This is a genomic window from bacterium (assembly GCA_035549195.1).
Taxonomy (GTDB): domain Bacteria; phylum Oederibacteriota; class Muellerivitia; order Muellerivitales; family Muellerivitaceae; genus DASZRK01.
The window spans coordinates 120,017-137,012 of sequence record DASZRK010000075.1 but is presented as its reverse complement, the minus strand read 5'-3'; the positions used below and the strand labels follow the sequence as shown (position 1 = coordinate 137,012).

The following is a 16,996-nucleotide window of genomic DNA, read 5'->3' as shown; positions in this document are numbered from 1 at the left end:
GGTAAATCCGGTCCAGGTTTTTCTTAAATTTGACAATGGGACGGGTTGTTTAAAATTAACTACTTTTTTGAACTTAATTCCGAAAGCGATTTCAGCTCCACGATAATAATTTTTAAACTCATTTTTTTCGATTCCCGATTCTTCTCCAACTTCCGACCATAATTCTTCCGGTTCGCGTTCCAATACTTCATCAACTTCAAATTCCCCCGACAGAGCCATAATTGGAGACGAAACATAAACTGCCACGATGTCTCCCCTCTTCAGATTCGGCTTTGTCCTCCTAAGTTCTACTGTCTTTTCGCCAGAAAATATTTTATTAGCATATTTCGGCTTTATCGATAAGAGCAGAACTTTTTCTTTATTTGGCTTACCGATCATTCTCCACACCCTAATCTATAAATTTCCAAAAAGACGTCGTTCGTGATTTTCAGTGGCGACTGTAGCAAAAGACCTTTTCCTCTTCGGGAAAGAATTTTTGAAAGATCTTTCATTGGGATGGGATTCTTAAAAAGTTCTGTTTCGGAAAATTTAATGGCCATAACGTCATTCCCAATATTTGCTTTTGCTGTTTTAAAAACATCTTTCCAGCTGTAAATCCCAAGCCGTTCATATTTTTTAAAAAGGTCTTTGGGTTTTGCGATTTCCACAGAATCAAGAATTGAAAATGCTCGTATGCAACTTGTGCCACTATAGCCTTTGTCTTCGCTCACATACCACAAAATGCCACCGGGAGCTTTGATCCCCGAAGGGCGAGCAGAGCGATAATAAACTTGCTCTCGACTTAGAGCTAATTCCTTTTTGGCGCCAAAGAGATCTTCATTAGCGATATTTTCGTCAAATAAATCCTTAGCCCATCTGGGCCTAATGGGAACCAAATAAATGTTGGAGTCTTTACTCTCAATTTTTAATGGCCAAAATAATTTTTGAAGCTCATTGATCGATCGATTATCTTTGAAAATATTTTTTCTTTTCAAAACAGAGATGTGATCTTTAAATATTTTTCGGTCGACCACCCCAGAAGAGACAAGTGTTTTCAATTTATTATTTATCTGTTTATAGTCACCAACGAAGTCGAAAAGTAATTTGTGCCAATCATTTCCATGCTTTACAAATTTGTCTTTCGATAATTCTCTTTCAACATGTCCCGATAAATAGTTATCCGAAATAACAAGACAAGCACGTTTTTCAGTCACGCAAATTTTTAAAAAATGAAACAACAGATGGCGCAACAGAGTCAAAGAAAGGTTATTTTGCTTGCATCGCAAAAACCGTATTATCAGTTTATTTTTTTCAGATCTATCTAGAACAAAAAAAGCTAAAGGTTTTAAGGCGTCCTGAACGATTGAACACCTAAAGGTCTGCGGGTCTGCTAAGTATTTCCTCAGCTTTTGTAAAAAATCACTTTTTGTTTCTCCCCCTATTGGATTCCTAAACTCGGAGAAGACTGAATCCTGTTCTCCACTTGTAATGCTTTTCGTGCTCAAGCTTGTCCCGGCCAAACGTGAAGGATAATAATTTTTCAAGTGTAAAAGTTCATCTAGCTTGATGATTAAATCTGACGGACGAACAATTTCTATCGGAAACTCTTCTTTTATTTTTACAGCGTTATCCAGCAAAACTTGATCTCTAGTAACAAAAAAATCAGCGTCCGAGCAGATTGCTTGACTAAGATGATTTATATCCGAACGATCGCTATCTGTTAAATCTTTGGGGAAATACTTTTTAAGACTTTTTTGAGTTTCGGTTATTAAGTCGTTTGAGACTGGCAAGGTAGAAAAGTTTTTCGCCGCCTCCTTCATCTTTTTTCTATTTTCTGAATTATCTGAACGATCAATATCGTTAAAAATTTCAGGCGCTACGCACAATTCCAAATCATCCTTAAGCCAATCTGCTAACAGTGCTTTCGATTCTTCGCTTTCGTCGCTAAACAAGTCGAAAAAGATATTGGCATCAATTACCGCCGTCCATTTTGTTTCCGCTTGCTTTTGAACAGAAAAGGTAAACAAATTTGGATGGCCATGATCAAGCCACCAAAGGGTTAGTGTCTTTTGTTCCAAACTGCGGCCTGCTTTTTCACTAATAGCCGTAAAACCTAATTTGGGCCACATCTTGTTCGCAGGGAAATCCCGGCGACATCTAAGAGCAATTCCTCGAAACATTAAGGTTTCATTTTTCAGTTGGTCTATTAATACCTTGGACAAATTTTTTCCACGAAAGGTCTCTTTGATGCACAAATGGACAATTTTGACTGAATTTTTTGAAACTCTGTAAAGCAAATATCCCGCAAATTCATTTCCTATAATTACACCCAATATTCTTTTTTTGTGGGCATGGTCCAAAAATGCCCCGTCAGGGAAAAACCCTAATGTTGAGGAATTTTTTCTCCCCAATTCCTTGACCTCGTCTAAATGCTTCGAGGTCTCATCTATCGTAATTAATTTCGGTTTTATATTTTTCATCGTATTGTTAGCCATTTTAACAGGATGTGATTTCCAGTCATTGTTTCTTTCTTTGTTAAAACGGGGTGGGGTGCAGGGGAGGGATCACCCTACCCTGCCGGACACAAAACGGCCCTGGGGACAGGGCCTGATTTTTGTTGGATTTTTATCCCTGGTAGTCCGAGTCAAATACCTCTTGGCAGTCCAGGCAATTCCCCGTCTGCCAATCCAGGGTTAATCCCCATCGTCCACAACTTGGACAGTACCCCGCGCAGGTCGGGCAAGGTCTGCCCTCGCCTTCTTCGTTCCAACCGTGATAACAAACCTCGCCTTCATGTAGGAAGTCCATATTGCACCCCCTAGACCAAAAGCCCGGCTTGGCGGAAGGAAAAGTGTCCCTCATGGGTCACGATTAGGTGGTCGTGGACGGTAATGCCCAAGGCCCTGGCCCCGGTCAAAATTTGGCGGGTTAAGGCCTTGTCCCCTTCGGAAGGCTCCAAGCTCCCTGCTGGGTGGTTATGGCTGAAAATAATGCCCGTTGCCTTCAAGTCCAGGGCCTTCTTGAGGACCTCCCGGGGATAGACGGCGGTGTGGTCCACGGTCCCCTCCTGATTCAGCACCACGTCCAAAACATGGTTCCGGTGGTCCAGGTACATGGTCAGGAAGGCTTCCGTATCTTTTCCGCCGATGTATTGCTTGAAGTAGGCGGCCACGTCCTCGGGGCTAGATATGACCGGCCCCCTCTTGTAGTCGGCCCTAGCTTCGGCCCAGGAAGCCGGGGGAACCGTTGGCGGGGGTAACACCTTCACGTCGAATGTTAGCGCTTCGTGTTTTCTCTTCGTCATGGCCTTGCTCCTTTAACTGGGAGCAGCCTCCGGGGCCGCCCCTCGAAGAGGAAAGGGGCGGCCAAGGAGGGATAGAACGATATGAAGCCCTGCGTAATATCGGCCCAATAAACGTTTTCGAGTTTCCGACGGAGTGCGATAGCGAAGCGACAGCATCCGAGGCCTGGTGACCCGGACACGTTATTCGTGTCCGAGGGCAAGCCACTGGTGGCTAAGGCCGATCGGGAGAAGAGAAAACAAACTCAGCTCATCCTTTGAATTAATTTATAATGTCCGAAATAAATTCAGAGGAATCTTTGATGTTTTCTAATGACCCATGGGCAGATCATCCTTCACTTTTGGGCGCCATTCCCTCGTGGATCTGGTGGGTTGCGGGACTCCTAATACTTTTCTTTATTCTTGATGTAGTCCTCAAAACCCAATGTCCCAAATGCAAAAAGTTTTTTATGCGGGAGGTTAGGGAGGAAGAGTTATTAAGAATTGAGGAGTACATCAAACCCGTCACTCGCAAAACTGACCAGGTTGACGGAGATGGAAAACCAATTTGGGTCACGGAGGATAAACTGCACCGACGCAAGGACTATAGAATTCATTTTTCCTGTAGCAAATGTGGAAACATTTCCGGTTGGTTCAAAGACAAGTCTGAAGAAACAATAGTATTCAAGTAGCCATTGGGGTTTGGGGCAAAGCCCCAGGAGAAGGGGGTGTGCCGAGGATCACCGAAGGTAGCCGAGGCCAGGGGGAAGGCTTTCCCCAAAGAGGCGAAGTTTATTTTGAGCCGTTCTCTTTCTTCTTTTCCGCTGAAGCAATCTCACTTTGCATTCGATAAATCAAATCTCGAAACGCTTGTTCAGCCTTCTTTAAATCCATTTTGATTGGTTCATTTCCATCAGGCTTAGGAATACCTAGCAATTCCCAAATTGTTGATTCAGCTAAGGCGGATTCTTCAACATTCCGATAGCGATGCACCTCCCAACCCTGCCAAAAACTTTCATCAGTAGTTTGTTCATGTGTGCTGTCTATCAGCACGATCTTAATAAATCCTGGTTTGTTGGGATTAGTTAAAAGACAGAGACGCCCTGGTTTTACGGCTTGCCTAATTTCCTCCGGGGTCCTTCCACCTATCCCACACTTCGGACAGCCTTCGCCTTCAGCTACATTTTCAGGTGTCGTCCGCCATTCATGGCCATTGCTACATTGAAAGTTGGCTTTCCCAAACATACTTCGAACTTGTCCTAAAAGTTTTATCTCTCGTCCCTCCAGTCGCTTATTCACCCGCGCCGTATATGTATAAACCCAATCGGGTATTGGCTCCGGGGGACGAATACCGGCTTTTTTCGCCGCTTCTAAACCCACCTGTACTGTTTTCCATTCCATCTTTTCAATTTCAACACCACCTCGATACGGGATATCTGCCAATCCCGTTGCACCCCAAAAAACAGATTCAGCCCAATAAGGATCTGGGACGGAAATGTATGTTTTGATTTCCCATTTCTGACCGGTCTTTTTTACGATTTTGCCCGTGTATTCTTCGTACTTGCTGTTGTGTGCGGCCAATCGTTTCTCGGGACTTTGAGTAGTCACACCGATTTTGTAAAGGTTAGGATCAGATGGGTGGACCAAAACGTATAGATAACCCGATTTCATTGCGACTCCTATTTTAGAACTAAGGAACAAGGAGCAAAACCCCGGGGAAGATGTGTGTCAAGGATCACCGAAGGTAACCGAGGCCAGGGGGGAAGGATTTGCCAGCGCCAATATTTTTCAGTTAATTTTGTTGGCTATCTTTTTTAAAAAAACAAATGAATCGTCATCAGTCTTTCCGCAAGTGAAATTTCCACCGTTTTTGACGCCAACGAGTCTTAACTTTTTTTCAACCTCCCCTTCCTCCATTCCAAAAAAAGTTCCATAAAAGTGAGTATTTGCTCGGTGCCAATCCACTCTTAATATTTCAACGTTTCTTTGGTCATAACCAAAACCCAGAAACACAATGTTTTCCGAATCGGTCAATAAAGCTCTGGTCGCATCCATGCTGGAATCATTTTTATTTTCGTGAACATAGTTTATGCCTTGAGAGTATTCTTTGATCTTGGCGGTATCCAGGTGGAATAAAAAATCAGCGGCTGTTGTTCCGGCTTCCCAAGGCAAAATCCGAATCTTCCCATGTATATGTTTTATTGGGATTGACTTAAAAAATAGCAAAGCATCACTACGTCCAAATTTACTATCTAATGCGTTGAAGAAAAATCGCTCAAGAGAGACATCATAATTAAAGGTTATAAACCTCACTTCGTTATCAATAATTGCTTTTATGCTTGGGGCCGATGCCCCCGATAAATATTCATTGTATAAATAGCGGTACCAATCTCCGCGATTCTTCTCAGCGTTTACATTAGGATTTTTTTCTTCGCAATGTAGTAACAAGTAGGCGATTGCGAATTTGGATTTTTCAGCCATTTTGGGTTGCGCAACCATAAATGCATCAATTGATTGCAACCCACTCCGTTCCAATAAATCGGTAAGTTCTTGATATTCCTCTTGAGCAGAAGGCTTACTAGTTTTCCCCATAGGGCCGGGAAATGCAGTTTCAAGTTTGGACAAAAAATCGGAGTTCCCCTTTAGCTCGATTATTTGTTTCAATAATTCGGTGCCAAGAGGAAAACCATACGGATAACTTGCCCCTGCACCCAGAATAATAGTCGTCTTACTTTTAATCGCCATTCTTCCTCGTTTCTTTGCAGGCCCCTTAAATAAAAAAAGCCCTCGGAATTCCGAGAGCTTTTTTCACATCAATTTGCTTAATGTCCGGCGAACCGGGTTGCACCCTTTGTGAAATGACCCACCATTTCAAATAAAAGACGCTTGGTCGTTTCAGGACGAGTTTTTAATCCTTCGGCCCAATAACCAACAGCAGCAGGGATCGGATTCTTTCCCTGTTCCCACTTCTTCACTGTTTCAGGACTAACCGCCATGAGATTCGCAAACTGAGGTTGGGAAACTTTCAGTATTTGACGAGCTTCTTTAATGTCAGCGCCCGTGGTTTTGATCAGAATCTCTTCTACTTTGACATTGGCTTTCTTGCCTTGGGCGAACTTTACCCCTTCACGCAAGCTGGCGCTGAATTCTTTGAACCCTTTAGTTTTAGTACTCATTTTTTACCCTCGTTCAACTCGTAGGCCTTCTTGATCTCAACTGCGGCGGCCTTTAATGCTTTCTTTTCATCCGGGGTCAAATCCTTCTTGGGCCGATGGTCATAAACGGTTTGGAGGTAAATGTCATGTTGAACACGGAAGAGAAGGTAGATGAATCTAAATCCACCACTCTTACCCATATTCCTGGTCGGCGAACCAGCCCGCCCTTTTACCCAACCACCCGTTTCTTTGATCTCATCCAGCTTTCCGGACTCAATTTCCGTCTTCAAGCTTTCCCGGACTTCAGCATGAAGTTTGGGTTCAAGACGTTTTAGACTCTTTAAGTCTTTTGTGTATTGAGGTAACAAAATCAATCGGTAGTTAATTTCTGCTATCTCAATATGTTCCATGTCCGCCCTAATTCCCTATGTGGTATTTAATACCATACCTCGAATTACTTTTCAAGAGGTCGTCACACGAAAGGCCATATCGCCCCCTAATCCCTTTATGATTTTGGAAATATCGACCCAAAGCTGAAAAGCTTCCAGATCGGCCAATATCTTTTTCGCCTCACGAAGGGGCAATTTGGCTTTCTTGGCAATCGCGGCTAGGCCGCCTTCTTTTTCGATCACATCAAGAAATGCTTGTCGAAATAGTTCAGCTTTCCCAGAATCCAATCCCAACGTTAGATGTTGTGCCGCTAATTTCCGACATTTTTGATTTTTCACACCAATGACCTCCGAAATACAAGGACGACTTTTAATCGCACCCGGAATAGACCAAAACCACTTTTTTGGCTAAAACCTTCCGTTTAAATTTTTCAGCCTTTGCCCCAAAGTCAGAGGACTTCTGGAAATCCAATAGGATCTTATGAAGAAGAGCCTTGCCAACCTTCGGGTCATAACTAAAAGCCAAGACATCCGCCACGCCAGAGGCCATTGTGTCGGTGTAATACAGCCTGCTTTGCATTTGGTCGATTTCCGCTTTGGTCAATGGAGGAAAGCCGCAAACTATCCCTTTTCCCTCAAATTTATCTGGTGTCGAAATAATCTTCTTCACCTCAAGAGCGTCAATCTGAATCTCGTCACCTTTCAAATGGGCGATACCAGCGAGATACCCTTTGTCGTTTATATTGAAAGCCGATTTAAATAAATCGAATTTGGTGGCGTTGTTTAAATGCTTTGCCCAATGCTCTAAAAATTTATTCGTGGTAAAGGGCCCTCTTTGGGAGTCCTCTTGTCCCCAAAAAACGTAGCCAGTTATTTGAGAACCGTTATTCATGAACACTTTGACTTTATGCAAATAAACGGTGGCTGGGTCCGCCCACAAAAGGCCAACCTCGCTTAACAGAACCAAACCCACTAAAATCTTGATTCGTAAGATCCTCAAATAATTCCCCCGTCGTTGAAGTTTAGGCCCAATGATCTATCGGGAAGCTACTATGGCGAATTGGTGCGTGTCCCGCCATTTACCCTTTTGGAACTTATCCTTCCGAAAAGTACCCTCATATTTCATTCCGGCCTTTTCCAGTACTCTTTTGGAAGCAAGGTTCTTCGTGTCACAAGTCGCATAAATTCGATGAAGCGACAACTGTTTGAAACCGAATCGAATTAGACCTTTGACAGTCTCGGTCGCAAAACCTTTATTCCAAAAGGCTGGATGGAGCGCGTACCCCAAGTGCGCTCCACGGTCGACAGGATTCGCGACGATGATGTTACAATCACCGATTAGATTTCCTGTTTTCGTTTGAATGATGACAAGTCGAAATTGAAAACGCGGCTTTTTAAGGTTCTGTGCCCGAGCCCATTTGATATATTTTTTTGTGTCTATTTCGGTATTAGGGCCATGAGGCACATACTTCCAGACTTCAGGCAAACAACCAAACGAATGCAACTCCTTAAAATCGCCATTCTCAATTTCCCTTATGATCAATCTTCGGGTTTTGATTGGAAATTTGATCTTCATAAGACTCATATCCTTATATGCGGCCTAAACTCTATTTATTTTCCTTCCCATTTTCGCCAAGGCAAGCGGGAGAATTCCTTGATGGAATTGGACACTTTAACGGGATTTGATTCGGTCTTAGGGCTGTCCATGTAATAAAAATAGACCGGAAGTCGGTTAAGGATGTTTTGATCGATGACAACGTAATAAATGCCCTCGGAGCCATCACTGGCGATTTCGAACGAATTTTTTGGAAGGTCTTCAAGATCCAAGACATATTCCTTCTTTACGGGGCTAACCCCCGCAAGATACCAACTATCCTCACCTTTCTTTTTATTGTTCCTGGCAACAAAGCGCGGACCACTCATTATGAAATTGGCATCTTCGTAAAATTGCTTAAGCGCTTTTGGGATAGGCCGTCCTAATTTTTGAGAAACCTGCTCCCAATTAGGATTGAGGAGGGCCTGTTTCCATTTCTCCTTCCGCCTCTTTTTCGTCAACGGCTCCCAAACAAATGGGCCAAAGAGCAAAACATAAAATACGATTGATATAAAACCCACCATCGCTAACGCGATCAACCCTTGGATGATGTGGACCAAAAAAATTCCTATTCCATTCGGAAGTTCCAAGTGCGCATACCCATAACAAGCCTCGATAAAAATGCCTACCACAGGCAGAAAACACACCACCAAAGAAAAGATAAGACCACGTTTAAAAGCGATGGGCCCAAAATTAAAATTTTTTCTCGGCGATATTTTCAGGAGGAAAAGCTCGGTTACCCATCCTCCCGTGAAGGCCATGTTGGCAAGGATTCCAAAACCGAGAACGGAGAACCCTATCGACCAATCGCTATCATTTGAGGGATGGTGGCTATCCACCCAAAGAAAGACCAACAGGCTTATCAAGCCCACAAAACCGACCAAAAGGTTATATGGGATACGCCTTAGTTCCCACCAAAGGATGACACTCAACCAAGACCTTGATCCCGGCTGGACCTCGAATAATTTTCCATACCATTTACCGATCAAAATGTCTCCCCAACTATATTGTGTTAATCATTCTAATACTTTCGGGATGAACCTTGTGCAATCGCTTGGGGGGCAATTCTTGGCTGTTTTGTATGACACAAGCAAGCTAACAGGATGTCCGGACCAGAATCCCCTTTTGAAACAGCAGGAGGCCGTCCCGTGTCATATTGGTGTCATTGAGTGTCATTGAAAGCCTGTTTTTGTCCTCAACGGTCTTCACTGACCATCGGAACAAAAAAAGGCCTTTGACCGGTCCGGGTTGCGAAACCCTTATGGTCAAAGGCCTTTGGCATCTGCTGGGGACAACTTAAAATTTGTAATGGCGGGGTTGACGGGGCTCGAACCCGCGACCTCCTGCGTGACAGGCAGGCGCTCTAACCAAGCTGAGCTACAACCCCTTGCAGGAGACGGAGAAAGGAAAGGAAGGAACTTCCTTCGCTTTGTCACGAGCCCTGTAGCGTGTCCTTGAGGACCTGCTACTGGGGCGCCCCATTCAGGGAAGCGAAACAGGGGCGTATCCTACAAACTTAGCCCCTACGAGTCAAGAAAAAGGGCCTTAAGGGACCGCCGGGGAGGCCAATTCCTTCACCGCTTTTTGGAGCTTGAATTTTTTCACCGAAAAGCGGGACATGGCGTTCTTGGTGATGCTCTTGGCCGAGATCTTCACCAGGTATTCGCCCTCGGGCTTGCCGACCGCGTCCCAGAGGGTCGCGGCATAGGCCCCGCCTTCCTTGCGTTCTTCCACCTTGCCCACCAAGGTCCCCGTGGCGTCGAAGATCTCCAGGGTCACGTTGCAGTCTTCCTTGAGGAAGTAATAGAAGCGGACCGGGCCCGGCTTGGGGGGCGTAGGAAATATCCCCATATCCTCGGTAAAGACCGCTCCCTCGATCCCCGCCTCCGCGCTCACGGGGATGTCCTTGAGGCGGAGGACCGAAGCCTGGTCGCTGTAGAGACGGATCTCATAACGTCCTTCCGGAAGTTCGGACAAATGGAATTGTCCTTTGGGATCGGTCACGCTGGAGGCCGCGGTCCTCTCGCCCCGGATCATCTCGACCTTGGCGCCAGGAATGGGGGTGATCCCGTCCTTGCGCAGGAAGGTCCCCCCGATCCTGCCCAGGCGCTGGATGCGGATGCGGCGACGGGAAATGAGCTGGCCCGGCTTGCCCTTCTTCCCCACCGCCGCCACGTGGAGGAACCAGGTCCCTTCGGAGAGGTCCTTCGCCTGGATGGACCGGTCGGTCGTGAAGGGGTCTTCCTCGGTCAAGGTCTCCTTCTCCTTGGGGCTCAACTTATAGACATAGCCCACGGGCTTGAAACTGCCGTCGTGACGGTCCTCCAGGGTGAAGAGCGGGTCGTGATGGTTGACCGCCTCGTCCTCGCTCGGATGGGTGGAACTGTGGATGACCGGCGGGGGCATCTCGCCCGAGGCCACCCGGACCTGGAAATGGGCCGGTTCGGAGAAGTTGCCCGCCCGGTCCTTCGCCACCGCGTGGACGAACCAAGTGCCCGCCTCCGGCACCTTGAGGGCGATCCGGTTCTCGGTGGTCCGTTGGGCCTCGCTGGGCTGGGGGACCGTGTTTTCCTGCTGGTCCAGGACGTAATAGAAGCTGTCCATGCCGGAGAGCTTCGGGGCCGAGGAAAGATGCAGGTCCAGCTTCCCGGACGAATACCAACATTGGGGATCGGGGTGGCTGGTGGAGGTCACCTGGGGCGCCGAAGGCTGGGTGGTGTCGATACGCAGGCGGTAATGGGCGGCCTCCGAACTGACGTTCCCCGCCCGGTCCTTCGCCGTCAGGTGGAAATACCAGATGCCGCTCTCCAGGCTGGAGAGTTCCAGCCGGCGGCCGTCCAGGAAATGGTCGGGGGTCTCGTCCGGGCGCGCGTTGGGGCTTTGGTCGAGCTTGTAATAGTAGCCGGCGATGCCCGTGGCGTCGGCGGGTGCGTCCCAGACCAGCACCACCGAGTTCTGGGAGCTCCAATCGTCGCTGGAGTGGGTGGGCGAAGTGACGGTCGGAAGTCCGACCCCATGGTCGGAGAGCGAGACCGCCTCCGCGTTCCCCTCATGCTGTTCGTTGCCCATGCGGTCCACGGCCTGCACGCAGTAGTGGTAGGCGATGTTCTCCTTGAGGGAAGCCCCCGGGTCCAGGAACTCGGTGGTCTTGACCTGGCCGTCCACGCTGATCTTGGTCTTGGGCTCCCCCTCGACCCAGCGATAGACCCGGTAATGGTCCGTGCCCGAGATGCGGTCGGCGACCGGGGCCCATTTCAATTCGATGTCCCCGCCCGCCTTCGGCGTGGCCTTGAGCTGGAGGATGGGATCCGGAGCGGAAATGTCGATCTGCGTGGAGGCCATGGCTTTTTCGGGATAGGGTTCCACGTTGCCCGCGTTGTCCCGGGCCCGCACCCGGAAACCGTATTTCTGCGCGTCCTTGCCCGGAAAGACCCCGTTGGTCTCGGTGACATGGGTGAGCCAGTCGGCCCAGCCCCCCCCGTTGGTGCTCACCTGCACATCATAAGAAGCCACCCCGCTATGGGCGTCCACCGCGCTCCATTCCACATAGACCTGGGTCTTGTCCAGAAGGGCGGGCATGGGCTTCATCTGGGACTTAGGCGCCTGGGTATCGATCAGGATGGGATAATGGGCGGCTTCCTTCCCCACGTTCCCCACCAGGTCCTTGACCACCACGTGGAAGAACCATTTGCCGTCCTTGAGGGAAGGGCCGGTGAGGGATGTCTCGGTGACCCATTTGCCGTTCCCGGGCCCCGGAATGGAATGGGGCTGGGCGTCAAGGCCCAGGTAATACCCCTCGACCCCGGAAAGCTCCCGGGGCGGGTCCCATTGGAACAGGGGCACCTGGGTCTTGACCCATTGGTGGGGCGGATGGGTGGAGCTCTTCAGGGTGGCCACCCCCGCCGAGCTGTCGATGCGTATGGAATAGCGCGCGCAATCGCCGATATTGCCGGCCTTGTCCTTGGCGGCGAGGTGGAGGAACCAGATGCCATCCTCGGGGATGGTGACCACCGTCCCCCGTCCCGTGGTCCAGGTCATGGCCTGGATATCCCGGGCCCACTGCTCCTCCCGGTCCAGGTGATAGTAATAGCCCTCGATGCCCGACAGGTCGGCGGGATCCTTCCAGGTCAATTCAACGCGCTGGACGGCATACCACTTCTGTGGGTCCGGATGGGTGGAGGATTGGAGGACCGCCTGCCCCACCTGGGTATCGAGACGGACGCGGTAGGTGGCCACTTCCTTGGAAAGATTGCCCGCCTTGTCCTGGCAGATGACCGCCAGGGTATGGACCCCGTCCCGGGGGATGTCGAGGTTGATCTCGTTCTTGTCCGTAAAGGTGCCGTTCTTGGCGTCGGGAACGGCCTGGGCGTCCTCCGAAAAGAGGTAATAAAAGCCCGTCACCCCCGACAGGTCGTCCGGCGGGGTCAACTTGAACTGGGCCTTCGGGACCGTGCTCCAGGCTTCCGGGTCCGGATGGGTGGGGGAGGTGATCACGGCCCGGCCCACATGGGAATCCACCCGCAAGGGGTAATGGACGGCCTTCCAATCCACGTTCCCGGCCTTGTCCTTGGTGGTGATGTGGAAATACCAGAGGCCGTCGTCGGTCAGCTCGAAGGAGACGCTTCGCTGGCTGGTGAAAAGCGAGTTCTTGTCGTTGGGGACCGTATCGGCGCGCTTGTCGATGTTGTAATAGTAGCCCTCGATGCCCGAATGCTCGAAAGGGTCCTCCCAGTTCAGGACCACCCGGCGGTTCTGGTACCAGCGGCCGTCCTCCGAATGGGTCGAGGAGAAGACCTTCGGGGGCGCCACCAGGGTGTCGATGCTCAGCTTCAGGTGGGCGGCGTTGGGCGACAGGTTCCCGGCCCGGTCCTTGGTGCGCACGTGGAGGAACCATTGGCCGTCGGCCACCTCCTCGATGACGATACGGGCCTGGGAGGTCCATTGGGACCCTTCCGTATCCGGCAGGGTCCCCGGCTCGTGGTCCAAGACGTAGTGGTAGCCTTCGATCCCCGACAGGTCGTGGGGCGGGTGGATCTCCACCTCGACCCGCTTGTTCGAGTACCACTGGTCGGGCTGGGGGTGGGTCGTGGAGGAGAGCGTCGGCGCCAGGGCCTTCGTATCGATGCGCAGGGGGAAATGGGCGGCCTGGCTCCCCAGGTTCCCCGCCTCGTCCTGGGCGGTCACATGGACGTACCAGAGGCCGTCCTCCAGGGGTCCGAGGGAACTGCGGGTCCCGTCGAGGAAATCCCCATTGCCGGGGCCCGGCACGGTGGTGGGGTCGTGGTCGGCCTTGAGGAAGAAGCCCTTCACCCCGGAAAGATCCTTGGGGGTCTCCCAAGCGACCACCGGCGTCGGGTTGGCCACCCAGCGTTCCGGGTCCGGATGGGTGGGGCTTTTAAGCTCGACCGGCGGGGCCGCCTCGGTGTCCACCTGCAACCGGTAATGGGACGCCAGGCGCCCGATGTTGCCCGCTTCGTCCACCCCCACCACATGGAAGTACCAACTGCCCTGGGGCGTACCGGACAGGGCCACGCGCCGGTCCTGGGTATAGGAGGCTTCCGGCGGCGCCGGCACGGTCTCCGGATAATGGTTGAGCAGGTAGTAATAACCGGAAAGGGCGGCCGGAGGGTTCAGGAGGATCTCCACGTCGCTCGATCTCTCCCACCGTCCCGGGATCGGGTGGCTGGGCGATGACAGGGCCGGGGGCGGGACCGGGACCGTCTTGAAGGAAGAGGATTCGGTCACGCTCAACGATGAGGAACGGAAGGCGCTGGCGGCCTGGAACTCATATTCGCATTCGGCCTTCAGGTCGGTCAGGTGCACCCGATGCTGGAGGACCAGGTTGCGGTCCAACACCGCCTTGCGGGGTTCGGAACCCTTCTCCCCGTAATGCAGTTCGGTGGTGGCGGAGATGTCGGTGGTCCAGGTGATGAGGGCGGTGGAGGACGTGACCCGCTCTACGGTCAGTTCGGTGATCTCGGGGGGCCGGGCCATGTCGAAGGTGGATCGCAGCAGCGATCCTTCGTTCTCGGTGGCGGCGTAAAGATAGTCGCCGAAAACGGCGAAAGCCCGCACCCCTTCCTCATCCCCGGCGAAGGCGGTCCCCCATTCGTTCCCATCCTGGGTCTTGAGGATGCGGCCCGAATTGCCGGTGCCCACGTAAAGGGTGTTCTCGAAGGCCTTCATGCAGTAGAGGTTCTGTTCCCGGACGGACTCATAAACGCAGAGCCAGTCGGCGCCGTTGACGGTGCGGAAGACCTTCACGCCCTTGGGGCTGGAAGTGCCCGCGTAGAAGGCGCCCTGGAACTCATGGAAACATTGGATGAAGTTCTGTCCGGTGGCCGCCGTTTCCTCCCAGTTCAGCCCGTCCCGGGTGGAGAAAAGGAACCCCGAAGGATAGGTCCCGGCGTAAAGACGGTCCCGATAGACCCCCAAGGAAGTGACCGCCACCTCGCTCAGGGCCCCCACGGTGTTCCACTGGGTCCCGTCGAAAGCATAGACCTTGCCGTGGGAGCTGGTCCCGGCATAGAGCCGTCCCTTGAAGACACAAAGGGAATGGATACGGTCCTCGTCGGTGGAGAAGGCTTCCTGCCAGGTCTCGCCATCGGTGGTGCGGTAGATCCCGCCCCCCAAGTTGGTGCCCGCGTAAAGGACCGGTTCCTTGCCGGGGGGCGCATAGACGCAAAGGCAGTAGACCTGGGTGACATAGTCCCCCCCCTCCTCCGGATCCTTGCCCGTCGGGGTATAGAACTTGGTGTCCAAGTTGGTGATGGGGATGGATTTCCAGGAACCCGCCGCGCCCGAAGAGGACCTCAGGACCGAATCGCGTCCGGTCGCGGCGTAAAGATAGCCCCGGAACTCGGCCAGGTCGTAGAGGGTGGCCACCCCGGGGAATTTTTCCAGGCTTTCAAAGAGGGCCGGGGAAGCGGTCCGGAGGTAGAGGTCGATGACGTTCTTTAATTTTTCCAGGGCTTCCTTGGGGGTGGCGCCTTGGGCTTGGCAACCCGGAAGCAGGGGGCAACGGGCCATGACTTGGCCATGGGCCCGGGTCTCGATCTCGACCGGCAGGTCGTAAGGGAAGTTCTTTTTTTGGATCTTGTCGTCTTTTTTCAGCAAGGCCCACCTGGCTTCATAAGGTGTCGGAAAGGTGTCGGGGCCGGGTTCGACCGGCCAAGGAGGTTATTTTAGCCAAGGGAAAGGGGGGTTGACAGCGCCTTTATCAACCTCCAGGCCCGGGAAAAGCCCGGCAAATGGCCCATCGGGTCGGACCCGCCGGCCCCGGGGACAGGTGTTTCGCCCGGTCAGGAAGGACCGGGCAAGGTCCCGGCGCTGCAAACCGGGCCTTTTGGGAAATGAGGACCTTCAAAAACCTTCTTCCCTTGAGGTCCCTTTCTTCGGTCCTCAAGGGATATCGGCATAAGAGCCGGCTTGCGGGTCAGGGGCGCCGGCCCCGGTCGTCACCGACCTTCTGGACGAATTCCTCGACATGGACCCGCATGAAGACCTTTTCCGATTCCGAAAGGTCCCTTTTGAACGAGGCCTGGAATGTCTCCGTGGCGGATTCCACGATCGCGTTGCGGGTCAAGTCGGCCCATTTGGCCATCTGGGACATCCGGACCCGGGGGGCCACGGAGAGCCAATCGGCCACCTTTTTCTGGCGGACCAAATGGTCTTTTCTCAGGTATCCCTTGAGGAAAAGCTTTATCAATCCGAAGGGGTTCGACCGGACCACCGGGCCCCGCGCCATACGCGGCGCCCGCTTGGCGGCCACTATGATCCCTCCCTCAACCTTTTTGTGGTTCTTTTCCATTCAAGTTCCTCCTTTCATCGGGCAAAGTCACCTTCCCATGGGCCAACGAACGGGATCTGCCGGGGAAGAAAAAATCGAAGGACGGCCCAGAGCGCATCAAGGTCCGTCCGAAGGACGCCCAAGTGGAAAGGCCCTCCTGGACCCGGGCGGTCCAATGTTCGATCCAAGCCCCCCAGGAGCGTGGCACCAGGACGGTCCAAAATTGGGTCCGGCCGGCGAAAAGGGGCCGGTCCCAATGCCATTGTTCCAATTTCGCGGCCAGGGGGCCGGAATTGGCGGCCAGGAGGATGAGGGAATAAAGCAGGATGCCGAGGATCCATTCATCACGTTTCATAGAACGCTCCTTTCACGAGGATTCCGCGCGAACGCGGTTCCGGCCCGGGTCCAATGGACGCAGGGCCGCCTAGCGGAAAGGAACGATCAGATTCGGAGGATCAGCGGGCTGTTCGAGCGGATGGGGGGATGCGAGAGAGCGGAGGGAACGGCGGCACGGCAAAAAGCGGAAAAGACCATCGTCGTCCCGAAGACCGGCGCGACGGCCATCGACTCGGGCCTTTCCCGGTCCAAATGCCGGAAGGAGGCCTTGACGGTCTTGGACCGAACGACGGCCTTGGCGGGGCTTTTAAGGGCATGGGAAGAATGGAGCAAACCCTTCGTCTGGGCGGAAACGATGACCGGCCGGAAGATCAGGCCCAACAGGATGGCCACGATCAGGTGTTTCAGGAAGAAGAACGGCTTTTTCTTCAAGGGAACGCTCCTGATCCGGGATCCACGGCCTTGTCCTTTGGA

The 16,996-nt window shown here is 51.8% G+C and carries 16 protein-coding genes and 1 tRNA gene; 1 reads left to right on the top strand and 16 read right to left on the bottom strand.

The annotated features are described in order from the left end of the window. The 3 genes from VHE12_13335 to VHE12_13325 all read right to left on the bottom strand — a co-directional run. The coding region (locus VHE12_13335; GenBank protein HVZ81764.1) for an ASCH domain-containing protein at window positions 1-378 on the bottom strand (378 nt) is incomplete at its 3' end. Beyond that, window positions 375-2,474, bottom strand: a complete 2,100-nt coding sequence (locus VHE12_13330; GenBank protein ID HVZ81763.1) for a PIN domain-containing protein — start codon at window positions 2,472-2,474, stop codon at window positions 375-377. The genes VHE12_13330 and VHE12_13335, both read right to left, overlap by 4 nt. A gap of 323 nt (window positions 2,475-2,797) precedes the next feature. Then, window positions 2,798-3,283: a JAB domain-containing protein gene (locus tag VHE12_13325; protein ID HVZ81762.1), complete on the bottom strand. Its 486-nt coding sequence runs from the start codon at window positions 3,281-3,283 to the stop codon at window positions 2,798-2,800. Between the two features lie 269 nt (window positions 3,284-3,552). Between VHE12_13325 and VHE12_13320 the strand changes: the two genes are divergently transcribed. After that, entirely contained in the window at window positions 3,553-3,951 is a 399-nt protein-coding gene (locus VHE12_13320) for a hypothetical protein (GenBank protein HVZ81761.1), read from the top strand. 100 nt (window positions 3,952-4,051) lie between these two features. Here the strand turns inward: VHE12_13320 and VHE12_13315 are convergent, their stop codons facing one another. The 13 genes from VHE12_13315 to VHE12_13255 all read right to left on the bottom strand — a co-directional run bounded on the left by VHE12_13315 (window position 4,052) and on the right by VHE12_13255 (window position 16,954). Beyond that, window positions 4,052-4,930, bottom strand: a complete 879-nt coding sequence (locus VHE12_13315) for a GIY-YIG nuclease family protein (GenBank protein ID HVZ81760.1) — start codon at window positions 4,928-4,930, stop codon at window positions 4,052-4,054. 117 nt (window positions 4,931-5,047) lie between these two features. Continuing rightward, on the bottom strand, window positions 5,048-6,004 hold the full coding sequence (locus VHE12_13310; protein HVZ81759.1) for a hypothetical protein: 957 nt from the start codon (window positions 6,002-6,004) through the stop codon (window positions 5,048-5,050). A 77-nt stretch (window positions 6,005-6,081) separates the two neighbouring features. Beyond that, a complete protein-coding gene (locus VHE12_13305; protein ID HVZ81758.1) occupies window positions 6,082-6,435 on the bottom strand; it encodes a hypothetical protein in 354 nt (117 codons plus the stop codon). After that, window positions 6,432-6,824, bottom strand: coding sequence for a hypothetical protein (locus VHE12_13300; protein ID HVZ81757.1), 393 nt, complete (start codon window positions 6,822-6,824; stop codon window positions 6,432-6,434). The genes VHE12_13305 and VHE12_13300 overlap by 4 nt, the downstream gene beginning before the upstream one ends. Before the next feature lie 51 nt (window positions 6,825-6,875). Next, a complete protein-coding gene (locus VHE12_13295; GenBank protein ID HVZ81756.1) occupies window positions 6,876-7,142 on the bottom strand; it encodes a hypothetical protein in 267 nt (88 codons plus the stop codon). A gap of 31 nt (window positions 7,143-7,173) precedes the next feature. Beyond that, window positions 7,174-7,695, bottom strand: coding sequence for a hypothetical protein (locus tag VHE12_13290; protein ID HVZ81755.1), 522 nt, complete (start codon window positions 7,693-7,695; stop codon window positions 7,174-7,176). Between the two features lie 144 nt (window positions 7,696-7,839). Then, window positions 7,840-8,379, bottom strand: coding sequence for a GNAT family N-acetyltransferase (locus VHE12_13285; protein HVZ81754.1), 540 nt, complete (start codon window positions 8,377-8,379; stop codon window positions 7,840-7,842). Between the two features lie 35 nt (window positions 8,380-8,414). Continuing rightward, on the bottom strand, window positions 8,415-9,386 hold the full coding sequence (locus VHE12_13280; GenBank protein ID HVZ81753.1) for a hypothetical protein: 972 nt from the start codon (window positions 9,384-9,386) through the stop codon (window positions 8,415-8,417). Between the two features lie 320 nt (window positions 9,387-9,706). Next, window positions 9,707-9,784: transfer RNA gene (locus tag VHE12_13275), tRNA-Asp, on the bottom strand. Window positions 9,785-9,942: 158 nt separating this feature from the next. Beyond that, window positions 9,943-15,513, bottom strand: a complete 5,571-nt coding sequence (locus VHE12_13270) for a hypothetical protein (GenBank protein HVZ81752.1) — start codon at window positions 15,511-15,513, stop codon at window positions 9,943-9,945. A gap of 319 nt (window positions 15,514-15,832) precedes the next feature. Further along, complete coding sequence (locus tag VHE12_13265; GenBank protein ID HVZ81751.1) at window positions 15,833-16,207, bottom strand: hypothetical protein; 375 nt, start codon at window positions 16,205-16,207, stop codon at window positions 15,833-15,835. Beyond that, window positions 16,182-16,541 (bottom strand): hypothetical protein, encoded by a 360-nt coding sequence (locus tag VHE12_13260; GenBank protein HVZ81750.1) that lies wholly within the window; start codon window positions 16,539-16,541, stop codon window positions 16,182-16,184. The genes VHE12_13265 and VHE12_13260 overlap by 26 nt, the downstream gene beginning before the upstream one ends. An 86-nt stretch (window positions 16,542-16,627) precedes the next feature. After that, a complete protein-coding gene (locus VHE12_13255) occupies window positions 16,628-16,954 on the bottom strand; it encodes a hypothetical protein (protein HVZ81749.1) in 327 nt (108 codons plus the stop codon). Window positions 16,955-16,996: the final 42 nt, after the last annotated feature.